We start from the raw sequence: 12367 nt of genomic DNA on the forward strand, positions 1-12367 counted from the left end.
ATGGGCCATGGACGATCCCGCGCGCTTCCTGCGCGAGCGTGCGGAACTCGATCGTCTCGAAGCCGAGGCCGGCTGGCTGAGCACGGCCTGGCGCATGTCCGATGACGGCTCGATTGCGGTCGATCTCGACATGACCATCCATGGCCGCGTCTTTGCGGGGCGGATGACCTATCCGGCCATGTTTCCGGACTCGCCGTCCTACATCTGTCCGCGAGACAAATCCGAGCGATGGTCCGGCCACCAGTACGGGGCCGGCGGCCCGCTGTGCCTGCAGTGGCGGGCAGACAACTGGCATCCCGACGTGACGGGTGCAGACATGGTGCGTAGCGCACACGAACTGCTGAGCACTGAACAGCATCCCGAGTTGCCGAACACGGCGCCCTCGGCGCACCGCCTGACGGAGGGACAGGACATGCGCGGCGCGGGCCGGCGCTTCGTGGCCACCACCGGGCTACTGGCCACGTGGACGGCGCTCCCGCTACCGTCCCGAACTCGGCTGAAATCGGCGATCGTGTACAACCTGGGTGCAGTCGTCATGTTCGCGGCGAAAGTCGCCGACGCGCAGGACGTGCTGCAAGACGTGGCCGACGTTCCGGAAGGTATCGCAACATCGCTCCCGCTGTTCTCTCTGTCCGGCGATGGATGGATCTTTCATAGCGAAGTCTTTGACCAGCGCCAATCCGTCGAATCCGCCGAGGCGTTGGTGCGAGTGCTAGTAGAGGCGGGATTTGCCACCGACGACGTCCTGGTGCAGGAGGCCGGCAAGTACAAGGCCAGAACCATCGTGCTGCTGGGCACGGCGTTGTCGTCGCTGCAGGTGTTCCTGATCGACTCGGGCGAGCAGCCGGAGTTGCTGGAGCACAGGATCGTGTGGCCGTCGCCTTCCGATTTCAGGTTGTCGGAGGAATCGCAACGACTGTCCAATGTCCGCGTCGGCATCGTCGGGCTCGGATCAATGGGCAGCAAGATCGCGGTTTCATTGGCGCGATCCGGTGTCCGCCGCTTCCTGTTGGTGGACGACGACTACCTCGCGCCCGGCAACATGGTGCGCCACGAGCTGTCTTGGGCCTACGTGGGAACGCACAAGGCACGAGCGGCGCGTGACGCACTGTCACTGATTGCCGCTGGAGTGCAGGTGGATACGCGAACCACTCGTCTCGCCGGTCAGGAGTCAGCGGTGACAGCGGCAGCCGCGCTCAAGGATCTGTCCAACTGCGACCTGCTGATCGATGCCACCGCCAATCCGGAAGTCTTCCTGCTGCTGGCAGCGTTAGCGACGCGGCAGGAAACGCCGCTATGTTGGGGCGAGATATTCGCCGGCGGTTACGGCGGGATGATCGCGCGGGCGCGCCCGGGACGCGATCCGAACCCGTTGGCGGTTCGCGACGCCTACCACGCCTACCTGGCGACCCTTCCCGACGCGCCTTTCAAGAACACGGCAGGCTACGACGGAACCGAAGAACAACCGTTGGTCGCATACGACAGCGACGTCGGCTTCGTGGCGACCGCGCTGACCCGGCTGGCCATCGATACCGCGTTGTCCCAGGATTCAAGCGAGTTTCCCTATTCGGTGTACCTGTTGGGCATGCGCCGCGAGTGGATCTTCGAGGCACCGTTCGACACGCGCCCGGTCGCCGTGCAGGGCCATGGCTGGGAGCGCGGCGAGGACGCCGGGACTGGCGAAGACAGGCATGCCGTCGTGGAAGCGTTGTTGAGGATGTACGAAGGACAAAAGCGTGCTGACGCTGATCCTGCCGCCTGAGCAGCACGAGTTGCTGCTGGCGGCGCTCCGGAAAGCCGGCCGGCGCGAGGTCGGTGGAATCCTGATGGGCGAGCATGTCGGACCAAATCTCTTCATCGTCCGGGAGATGACCGTGCATCGTCGCGGTGCATTCGCCTCATTCGTGCGAAGAATCGAGGACGCCATGGGACGGCTTCGCGCATTCTTCCAACAGACCGAACATGACTACACCCGGTTCAATTATCTTGGCGAATGGCATTCGCACCCATCATTTGCACCTTACCCAAGTAGAACAGATGACCTGTCAATGCTTCAGATCGTCCAGGACGAGGAAGTCGGCGCGAACTTCGCAGTGTTGCTGATCGCCAAGCTCGAATTAGAGGGAGGGCTGATTGCCACCGTCCATACCTACCTCCCTGACGGCACGCGGATACAGTCCAACATCAGGCTTCAGAGTGGTTAGGAATTAACGGCCTAGCGTCCGCTCTTGGCCAAGACCAGACCTGCCCTACCCCCGATAAATCTTTCTAATCCCCTACCACGCCCATGTCCGCTTCCGGCCAGAAGCGGACATAGGGGATCTGCTGCTACTTGGAAGAAATGGGCTAGCCTAGCCTTCCGGCCACACGAGAGAACGATGGATCTGGGCACCCGCCCATGCGCCATCCGCAACAGCCAGAGAAACCGAGTGAGGAACGCGAGCAGCGTCACCACATGCGAAAACGCCAGCGATATTGGTTTCTTTGGTCTCGCTGGTCTGGATCTGTGTACCCATCGGAGTTTCAGCGAGAGCGCAACCCACGTCCTCCGCTATTGAGGTCGACGGAGCGTTCTTTGGCGCAGTAAACAACCCCGCGAAGGCGAGACGCTTGCCGTCTGTCAGCATCACATCGGCATGTCCCTCGATCCTATCGATAGGGGTTGTCTCCACGATCACGCCACGCGCTGAGAGATCCTGCAGCGTGGACTCAACCAATTCCACCACGCCATTGGTGAGGAAAGTCACCGATCCCCACTCCGGCAAAAGCTGCGCTTGGTGGATGGACATGGGACTGGCCGCGATCACGCCGATCTGTCCTTGATCAAGTTCGTACCCATGACAGTAGGGGCAGTGAAAGACACTGGTTCCCCACCGCTCAGCCAAACCTTCCACGTCCGGCAGCGTGTCAGAGACACCCGTTGCCAGAAGCAGTCGACGAGCACCGAATACCTCGCCTGTAGCCGTCTCGACGGTGAAAGCATCGCGCGATCCGGACGCCTTCACTACAAGATCGTCCACCCATGACAGCGTTGGGTAGGCCTTCAACTGCGTCCGCGCCGTGTTGGCAATGACGGCCGGATCTGCGCCGTCCTGGGAGAGAAATCCGTGCGAGTGCGAGGCGGCTCTGTTTCGCCGCTTGCCAGCATCAATGACCAGAACGGTGCGTCGCGCACGCACGAGCTGCAGTGCAGCCGCCATGCCCGCATAGCTGCCACCTACCACGATGACATCGTAGTTCTTCATTGGGTTTCCTTCTCGAGATGTGCCTTGTGCCGGCGTGCAAAGTCTTCCGCCAGGTCCGCCAGCGACACCGAAGCGAAGCGCTCGAGGAGAAGCGCCTCGGCTGCGTCGAAGGCCTCACTCAGGGCGGCATTGACGGCCTGCTCAACAAGACATTCAGGGTTCTCGTGTCGATTCCCCATGGCGAACAACGCCGGCTCACCCAGCGCCTCATGCAGTTGGCGCAAGCTGACCTTGGAGAGGTCCGCCTTGATATGCCAACCGCCTGAGTGCCCTCTCGCTGAAGCGACCAGCCCCGCCTCGCGGAGCAACCCCATCGTTCGACGGACGACGACCGGGTTGGTGCTCAGGCACAGCGCCAGTTCCTCTGAGGTCATCGGTTCTGTGCGCTCAGCCATGTGCAGCAAGGCGTGGAGGACGGCAGAAAGGCGACTGTCTCTTTTCATGTAACTAATACTGTTACATGAAGTGGAGTCAGTCAACTCGTGCCCGCGAGGCGAGGAGGAGAGCCGCGGCGTTTGTCTTGTTCTTGTGAATGTAATGTTATTACATTATGGTAAATCGCTCCCCGCAGTGAACCCTACAAGTCTTGAACGCGCCCAATCGTGTCGTCGACATCCAATCTGTATCCGTGTCCTTTCCAGGCAAGACGGTCCTCTCCGGCCTCAACCTTCAGGTGGAAAGAGGCAGCATCTACGCGCTTCTCGGTGGTAACGGCACTGGCAAGTCAACGACGCTGTCCGTGCTGCTTGGCTTCCTGAAGCCGACCTCCGGCGAGGTCCGTGTGGGTGGCTTCACGCCATGGCAGGCGCCGGACCAGGCGCGCGCGCAGCTGGCCTACCTGCCAGAGAACGTCGCGCTCTACGAACACCTCACCGCCATCGAGAACGTCGACTATCTGCTCTCGCTTGCCGGTCGCCGCCACGATGCATCGGCCATCGGGGATGCCCTGCGCGCTGCGGGACTGCAAGAGTCGGCGTGGCGGCAGCGCCTTGGTGGGTTCTCCAAGGGCATGCGCCAGAAGGTGGCAATCGCCACGGCGCTGATGCGCGAAGTGCCGCTGCTGTTGCTCGATGAGCCCACCTCCGGTCTCGATCCGGGCGCGAGCGCGGACTTCCATGGCCTTTTGGAATCGGTAAGGGCGCGAGGCGCCTCGGTCCTGATGGTCACCCACGACCTGATGGGCGCGGCCGACGTCGCCGACCGGATCGGTGTGCTTGAGCATGGCCGGATCGTGCACGAAGCCGATCGCGCGGACTTCGATCTGAAGGCGCTGCATGCCCACTTCGCCGGACGAGCGCACGCCGCATGAGTGCGCGCGTTCCTGTCATGCGCAACGAACTGCGCGCGATGCTCCGCAACCGCACGGCGCTGGCAGGGATTGCGCTGCTGGCGATGCTCGCCGTTGTTGCGACCGTGGTCTCCCTGCACCACATGAACAGTGCGGCTGAATACCGCAGCCGCCAACAGGCCGCAGCGCAAGCCGCCTTCGAGGCTCAGCCGGACCGCCATCCCCATCGCGTGGTCCACTACGGCCACTTCGTCTACCGGCTGCCCTCCGCATTGGCTGCCTTCGATGCGGGCGTTGATCCGTTCACCGGCAGCAGCATGTTCCTGGAAGGGCATCGCCAGAACACGGCCAACTTCGGCGATGTCATGCAGGGCTCCATCCTGACGCGCTTCGGCCAACTCACGCCGGCATTCGTGCTGCAGGTACTCGCACCGCTGGTGCTGGTGTTTCTCGGTCACGGCGTGCTGTCGCAGGAGCGCGAGCGCGGGACCTTGCGGCAACTGATGCTGCAGGGCGCGTCTTCCCGAAGCATCGTCGGTGGCAAGCTTCTGGCACTGCTCGTGGTGGCCGGCGTGTTCATGCTGCCTGCGTTCGTGGGCCTCGCGACCATGGCCGCCGCGCCCGCCGCATCCACGGCGGTCGCGTCTGTCGTCATGGCGGCGTACGTGCTGTACCTGGGTCTATGGTCGGTCCTCATTGCGTTCGTATCGGCCGTCATGAAGCGGCGGCGCGACGCCTTGCTTGCGCTGGTAGCGCTGTGGGCGCTCTCCACGTTGCTGATCCCGCGCATCGCGCCCGACGTCGCTTATGCAGCGCAGCCGCTGCCGGACCGACTGCAGACCGAGGTAGGTATCGCGCGGGACCTGCGGGCCATGGGCGACAGTCATGACCCCAACGATCCTTACTTCAACAAGTTCCGACAGAGCGTCCTCGATCGCTACGGGGTCACGCGCGTCGAGGATCTGCCGGTCAACTACAAGGGACTGTTGGCGGTCGAAGGCGAACGCCTGACGTCCCGCCTCTTCGACGAGTATGCGGCGCGCAGCGCTGGCATCCAGCATGACCAGAACCGATTGGTCTCCTGGTTTTCCATCCTGAGTCCGTCCATCGCCCTGCGCCAGGTCTCAATGGCCGCTGCAGCCACGGATCTGTCGGCGCATCTACGGTTCCTGGAACAGGCCGAGGCCCACCGCTATCGCATGGTGCAGCAGCTCAACCAGTTGCAGGCCGATGGTGTCTCTTACGCGGACGACACCGCCCGCGACGCCGGGGCCGACCAGCGCAAGCGTGTCGACCATGGCCACTGGCAGGAGATTCCGCGCTTTGCGTTCACGCCTCAACCGCCCAATACGCTTCTTAGAGCGATGCTGCCGGGCATGTTGATGCTGCTGGCCTGGCTGGTGGTGGCGTTGTTTGCGCTGGACTGGCGCGCACGCCGGCTGGAGGTGACACGATGAACCTCTGGCGTTACGAATGGCGCCTACTGTTGCGCTCCCGCATCCCGGTCATCGGCCTGCTCGTACTGACGGCGCTCACCGTCGCCAGTCTCGTGTCGGGCGTGCAGCGTATCGACAGCCAGCGCGAGGCGATCGCCCGTATCGCATCCCTGCAGGCCACCGATAGCGCCGCGGTGGCGGCAGCCCACGGTGAGTCGACCGACGCGGGCCAGGCGGCCTACTACTCCTTCCATCCCACCTGGAATCCACCGTCGGCACTGTCCTTCGCGGCGGTCGGCATGCGCGACGTGGCGCCCTTCATGCTGCGCGTGCGGGCATTGGGCCTGGAAGCACAGATCCACGACGGAGATGCCTTCAATCCGGAACTCGCCTTGGCAGGTCGCTTCGACTTCGCGTTCCTGCTGACGTTCCTTCTTCCCATCTTCGTGATCGTGCTCTTCCACGACCTGCGCTCCAACGAAACGGAGTCCGGCCGCGAGCGGATGCTGCGCAGCCTGCCCATGGGCCTTGGCCGCCTGTACCTGCGCAAGGCCATGGTCCGCGCGTTGGCGTTGCTGGCATGCGTAGGCGTACCTTTCATGGTGGTTGCGCTCCAACAGGGCGTAACGCTGTCGAAGATCGCCGGCGTGTTGGGACTGGCCACGGCTTACCTGGTGTTCTGGGCCGGGGTCTCCTTGGTGGTCGCCCGGCGCGGATGGAGTTCGGCGACCAATGCCGCGACCCTTGCGGCGTCCTGGGTCGCGATCGCGCTCGTACTGCCCGCCTTGGTGCACGTGGGGATCGAGCGTGCGATTCCGGTGGAACAGGGCGCCGAGATTGCGCGCGCCCAGCGCGAGGCAGTCAACCGGGCATGGGACATCCCGCGCGAAGACACCATGCAGCGCTTCTATGCGCGCTATCCGGAATGGAGCGACTCAGCCCCCTTGGGGACCGCGTTCCACTACAAGTGGTACCTCGCGTTCCACCAAAACGGCGACGACGATGTCGCGCAGATGGCCGCCGACTATCGTGCGGGTATCGAGCACCGCTCGGCCGCAGCTTCCAACCTGGGCTGGCTGTTGCCGCCAGTGGGCATGCAAGCCGCACTGACGCGCCTGGCGGACACCGACATGCAGGCGCATCTCGCCTACCAGGACCGGATCCGCGCCTATCACGCCGACCTGCGTGCCTATTACTACCGCTTCCTCTTCCGCGATGAGCCGTTCCGGCAAGCGGACTACCCGCGAGCGCCCGCGTTCGAGCCCCACTAAGCCCCATCGCTGCTTCCCACCCTCTTCCCACCCCCGGTGCCGCCCTGCGGGACCTGCCAAGCCTCTGCCTCCATGAAACTCCACATCCTGAGTATTTCCCTCCTGTCTGCATTGGCAGCCAACTCGGCCCACGCGCAATCCACAGGCGCCACTACCTCCATGGGAACGGTGGAAGTCCGCTCCAGCCGCGACCAGCTCACCGCGAACGAGGTGCTGACCTCGGTCGACGTCCTGGGCGCCGAAGACATCGAGGACAAGAACGTCTCCCAGAGCTGGGAACTGCTGGGCCTGATGCCCGGCATGCAACTGACCGAGACGCGCCAGGGTGCGGAGTCCGGCAAGGTCAGCTTCCGTGCGTTCAATGGCGAGGGCTATCTCAATGCCATCAAGACGCTGATCGACGGCGTGCCCAGCAACGTCAACAGCGGCAACCAGCGTTTCATCGACATGCTGTTCCCGCTGGAGATTGACTACATCGAAGTCGTGCGCGGAACCAACGATCCCCGCTATGGACTGCACAACATCGGCGGCAACATCAATTTCGGCACGCGCCAGGGCGGCGAGTACACCGATGCCCGGCTGACCTATGGCAGCTTTGATACGCGCGGCGCCCAAGTCGCGGTGGGGCGCGAGCACGGGCACGTTTCGCAGAATTACGTCGTCGGCGTACTCGCGTCGGACGGCTACCGCGACCACGATGCCTCGGAGAAGTACTCGATCGGCGGAAAGTGGTTCTACGGCAGCCTGGAAGATGGAATGCGGATCGGACTCACCGCACGTGCCTACCATCATGAGGCGGATGAACCCGGCTTCATGACGGCCGAGGAACTGCGCGCCGACCGCAAGGGTTCCGATCTTCGCAACCGCAACGACGGCGATGACCGCGACATGCGGCAGGCCGCCCTTCACCTGGATCTCGGCCTGGCCGACGGCCTGATGCTGGGCAGCAAGCTCTACTACAACCGATATGAAGACGATCGCCGCGTCACCTTCAGTGACCTGCCCACCGGCAATGCGCCCCGGCAGCGTCGTCTCTGGGACGAGAAGCAGGCGGGCCTGCTCGCCACGCTGACCTGGACCGCCAGTGACATGCTTACGCTGGAGGGCGGCGTCAACTACGAGCAGCAGGACAACCACTATCGGCGCGAGCGCTTCAACTACGCCGAGCCAACCAACTTCGATGGCGTACCGGCGCGGGTCCAGAACGACGATACCCACACGTTCGACAACTGGGGCGCCTACATCCAGGCCATCTATCAACCCCTCGATGCGCTGAAGATCGTGCCCGCCTATCGCGTGGACAGGTTCGATGGCACGACCCACTTGTTGGGTGGTGTTCGTGCTCCGCTGCAGGACTACGGCACGATCGGACAACCGAAGCTCAGCGTGGTGTATGCGCTGACGCCCCGCACAAACGTGTACGCCAACTGGGGCCGCACGTTCCAGGTGCTCACCGGGGCAACCGCGCCGGCCTATCTGACGCCGGGCCAAGCCGCGATGCGGCCGTCGACCAACACGGGCGTCGAAGCGGGCATCAAGTTCAGCCCGTTCGATGGTGTCCAAGCGCGCGTCGCGGCGTGGCAGCAGGATGCGGAGAACGAGGTCTCCAACATGCCCGCAACCGGCACCACACTGGTGCTGGGCAAGACCCGTCGCCGAGGCGTCGACATGCAGGTCGATGCACGTCTAGGGGAGCGCTGGACAGTCTGGGCCTCGCACGCCTACCAAGAAGCGAAGATCGAACGGGTCGGTCGCTCGGCCAGCCTTCCCCTCGAAGGGCGCGAGGTGGCCGCCACGCCCCGCTACATCAGCAATCTGGGTATCGACTTCCGTACTACCGATGCATTGACCTTCGGACTGCAAGGTCGAGCGCAAGGCGACTACTACCTTGAGGAGCAGAACGTGGCCGGCAAGTTCGGCGGCTTCGCCGTGCTCGACCTGAGCGCGAAGTACCAGATCAATCCACGACTGAGCTTGGACATGCAGGTCAAGAACGCGACCGGGCGCGAGTACGTCTACGCCTGGTACGACAGCTTCTTCTGGGAACAGGCGCAGCCGATGTTCTCGCCTTCCACAGGCCGTGCGTTGTTCGTCGGCGTCACGCTGAAGCTCTGACGCCTTTCTCGCTGCAAGTGTCCCCCGGAAGAACTTCACCTCTCGCCAAGCTTGGCGAGCAACCCCCTCTCAAGGAGTGTCATCCATGTCGCGCCCTTCTCGTACCTGTCGCCCGCTGCTTTCTAAGTTGGCGCTGGCCTGTGCGGTTTCAATCGCCCTGTCTTCCGTTGCGACCGACGCCAGGGCGGCCGACGGCAGCGCTTACAACGTCAGGCAGTTCGACATTCCGGCGCAGGCGCTGGAGACGGCGCTGGTGCAGTTTCAGACCCAGTCGGGCACCAGGGTGCAGTTGCCGCCCGGCCTGACGGGTCGTGGCTCGGCCGTGCAGGGCGCATTGACCCCGGAAGCTGCCCTGCGGCAGCTACTGACTGGCACGCCATGGCAAGTGGTGGTCCGCCCTGGAGGAGAGTATGCGCTGGTGCCTTCCCGCGATAGCGATACGCCCGGGACTCTGGTCACCGCGCCGCTTTCGGTACAGGGAAGTGGGGACGCAGACGGCACCTATCAAGGAAAGAGTGAGTATGACGAGCGATCACTCAACGCGATCCCGGCCAGCCACGGACAGATCACCAGCCTGCTGCGGATGAATCCAGCCGTACAACTCGACGGCGGTGCGAACAGCAGCAACCGGCCCGGCGATCTCGAGCCGGCGGACATCAGCATCCACGGTGCGGCGTTCTGGCAGAACCTGTTCATGGTCGACGGCATGTCGGTGAACAACGACATCAATCCATCCAATCGCGAGTATGCCTACGTAAATGCGTCGGCGACCGAACTGCACGGGAACACCAGCCAGGGCATCGCGCTGGATATCGGCCTGGTCGACCGCGTCGTCGTCTACGACAGCAACGTTCCCGCCGAGTATGGTGGCTTCAACGGTGGCGTGATCGATGCGGTCACGCGCATGCCGAGCAAGGACTATCACGGCAGCGTGTCGGCCACCCACACGCGCAGTTCGTGGGCGAAGTATCACCTGGATGATTGGAAGAAGGACGAGTTCTATGACACGCCCGCCATTGCAGATGGCTACGTGCGCAACCAGCCCGAGTTCGCTACTACGACGTGGCGCCTGAACCTGGAAGGTCATTTTACCGACACCTTCGGGCTGCTCGGCAGCTTCACCCGCAAGCGTTCGGAAATCTACAACCAGCGCATGCTCAACGAGTCGATGGAGCAGGGCGGGGCAAGCCTGCCCACCTTCACCAACGTCTTCCGGCAGATCGACAACTACTTCCTGAAAGGGGTATGGACCCCGACTGAACGCCTGATGCTGGAGACGGGGGTCAACTACGAACCGCACCAAAGTGAGCACTTCAACCGCAACGCGATGAACGGCGATTTCATCATCGATGGTGGCGGCACGAATGTGGGCATGACGCTGACCTACGAAGGCGATCGTGTCGTGCAGACCCACAAGCTCAATGGCTCCTTGCTGGAGCATTCGCGCACAGGCGGCCCGGGGTGGTTCGCCCGCTGGCGGCACTCGCCCGAGATCAACTGGGGCGAGCGCCGCCCTACCGGCCTGGCCTTGTACGGCACCTTCGGCGATCTGCACCAGGAACAGGAGAGCGTGGGCTACCAGGGCAAGTTCGAATGGTCGCCGGTCGAACTGTTCGGCGGTGAACATCGCTTCGCGGCCGGCGTTGGCCTGTCCCGCACCGAGGCGGTGTACGAGCGCAAACAGCAGTACACCGACCATGGTGTGGGGGCGCTACGCCCGACGCGGACCTGCGTCGATGCCAACGGCGTGCTCGATGATCGTCACTGCTCGACCTCGCCGCTGACGTTCCCGGAGGGAATGCCGGCATCTTCCGGCTTCCGACCCGGTGATGGTCAATACGCCAACCAAGTCTTCCTCTACAAGGCGGGCCGATTCGAGGTCGAGCAGAATGCCTGGACGGTGTGGGCAGAGGACGACATGCGCGCCGGCAATGCTCGTTTCCGACCGGGCGTGCGCATCGACAGCGACGACTATACCGACAAGACCACCGTCGCTCCCCGTTTGGCGGTCGAATACGACTTTGCCGCAGATGGCAGCAGCCGCCTGATCGCGGGCATCAACCGCTACTACGGGCGCAACATCTTCGACCGGGCCCTTCGCGTGGGGCGCGAGTCGCTGGAGTTCACCATGTCACGCGGATCAAATCTTGTGTGGTCGACGCCGGTGCCCACAGCGCTCAACACCACCTTGCTGGGCGATCTGGACGTACCGTACGACGATGAGTGGACGCTGGGATTCCAGCAGATCGCATGGAATACCGCCTTCGACCTCAAGTACGTCAAGCGCAAAGGGCGCGACCAGATCATCACGGTCCGGGTCGATGGGCCCGTACCTGACCCCACGGTTCGGCAGACCTTCCACTACGCCTACGAGAACATCGGCCACAGCGATACGGACAGCGTCTCGCTCACCGTGCAGCCCCAGCGCCAGTTCGAGTGGGGTGGAACGAGCACCCATGTGCAACTGATCGCCAACTGGACCGACATCGAGCGTTCTCATAACGATCCGGACGGCGCTCGATACGGCTACAACTACTTCATCCAGTATCGGGGTCAGGTCTTCCGCTACAACGAGCGCCCAGTGGAGAACTTCGCCCGCCCGTGGACGGTGCGCATCCTGACGCAGACCGAGATACCGGCGCTGGACCTGACGGTCGGAAGTTTCCTGAGCTGGCGCGGCCCTTACAAGGCTGCGTGGTACACGGGCGAAAGCGCAGAGTATGAAAGTGACCAGATCGATGTCTACGAGCCGCGCGACTTCGGCACGGCGATGACATGGGATCTGCGTCTCGCTTGGGCAAAGCGTCTGGGCGTGAAGCAGGAGACGGTATTCGCCAATCTCGACGTGACCAATGTGCTCAACCGGCGCAACGTGGCCAGCCATATCGACGATTTTGCCGGGGGCTACGAGGAATACGAGCTGGGTCGCCACTTCCAGCTGGAACTCGGCTACCGCTTCTAAGCGACGAATCGAGCAGGCGGCACCTTTCGCCTGCTTCGTCCAAACCATTG

Annotated in this window: 9 protein-coding genes; 7 read left to right on the forward strand and 2 right to left on the reverse strand. The window is 63.3% G+C overall.

The window, feature by feature from the left end; all coding sequences use genetic code 11:
* The first annotated feature begins 7 nt into the window (after window positions 1-7).
* Both WBN46_RS13130 and WBN46_RS13135 read left to right on the forward strand, forming a co-directional pair.
* Window positions 8-1762, forward strand: a complete 1755-nt coding sequence (locus tag WBN46_RS13130) for a ThiF family adenylyltransferase (RefSeq protein ID WP_337731956.1) — start codon at window positions 8-10, stop codon at window positions 1760-1762.
* Window positions 1737-2204: a Mov34/MPN/PAD-1 family protein gene (locus tag WBN46_RS13135; protein ID WP_337731957.1), complete on the forward strand. Its 468-nt coding sequence runs from the start codon at window positions 1737-1739 to the stop codon at window positions 2202-2204. Before WBN46_RS13130 ends, WBN46_RS13135 begins: the two co-directional genes overlap by 26 nt.
* A gap of 147 nt (window positions 2205-2351) precedes the next feature.
* On the opposite strand, the gene WBN46_RS13140 is transcribed toward WBN46_RS13135, so the two are convergent.
* Together WBN46_RS13140 and WBN46_RS13145 are read right to left on the reverse strand one after the other, a co-directional pair.
* Window positions 2352-3245, reverse strand: a complete 894-nt coding sequence (locus WBN46_RS13140) for an NAD(P)/FAD-dependent oxidoreductase (protein WP_337731958.1) — start codon at window positions 3243-3245, stop codon at window positions 2352-2354.
* Window positions 3242-3688 (reverse strand): Rrf2 family transcriptional regulator, encoded by a 447-nt coding sequence (locus WBN46_RS13145; protein WP_192310777.1) that lies wholly within the window; start codon window positions 3686-3688, stop codon window positions 3242-3244. Before WBN46_RS13145 ends, WBN46_RS13140 begins: the two co-directional genes overlap by 4 nt.
* Window positions 3689-3831: 143 nt before the next feature.
* Here WBN46_RS13145 and WBN46_RS13150 point away from each other — a divergent pair, with 143 nt between their 5' ends.
* The 5 genes from WBN46_RS13150 (at window position 3832) to WBN46_RS13170 (ending at window position 12317) form a co-directional block, all read left to right on the forward strand.
* Window positions 3832-4554 (forward strand): ATP-binding cassette domain-containing protein, encoded by a 723-nt coding sequence (locus tag WBN46_RS13150; RefSeq protein WP_337731959.1) that lies wholly within the window; start codon window positions 3832-3834, stop codon window positions 4552-4554.
* The gene (locus tag WBN46_RS13155) at window positions 4551-5990 is read left to right on the forward strand and encodes a DUF3526 domain-containing protein (RefSeq protein WP_337731960.1); all 1440 of its coding nucleotides are present in this window, start codon (window positions 4551-4553) and stop codon (window positions 5988-5990) included. Before WBN46_RS13150 ends, WBN46_RS13155 begins: the two co-directional genes overlap by 4 nt.
* Entirely contained in the window at window positions 5987-7240 is a 1254-nt protein-coding gene (locus WBN46_RS13160) for a DUF3526 domain-containing protein (RefSeq protein ID WP_337731961.1), read from the forward strand. The genes WBN46_RS13155 and WBN46_RS13160 overlap by 4 nt, the downstream gene beginning before the upstream one ends.
* 72 nt (window positions 7241-7312) lie before the next feature.
* Window positions 7313-9355 (forward strand): TonB-dependent receptor, encoded by a 2043-nt coding sequence (locus WBN46_RS13165; protein WP_337731962.1) that lies wholly within the window; start codon window positions 7313-7315, stop codon window positions 9353-9355.
* An 85-nt stretch (window positions 9356-9440) separates the two neighbouring features.
* On the forward strand, window positions 9441-12317 hold the full coding sequence (locus WBN46_RS13170) for a TonB-dependent receptor (protein WP_337731963.1): 2877 nt from the start codon (window positions 9441-9443) through the stop codon (window positions 12315-12317).
* Window positions 12318-12367: the final 50 nt, after the last annotated feature.

The organism is Pseudoxanthomonas sp. CCNWLW251 (assembly GCF_037402255.1).
Lineage (GTDB): Bacteria > Pseudomonadota > Gammaproteobacteria > Xanthomonadales > Xanthomonadaceae > Pseudoxanthomonas_A.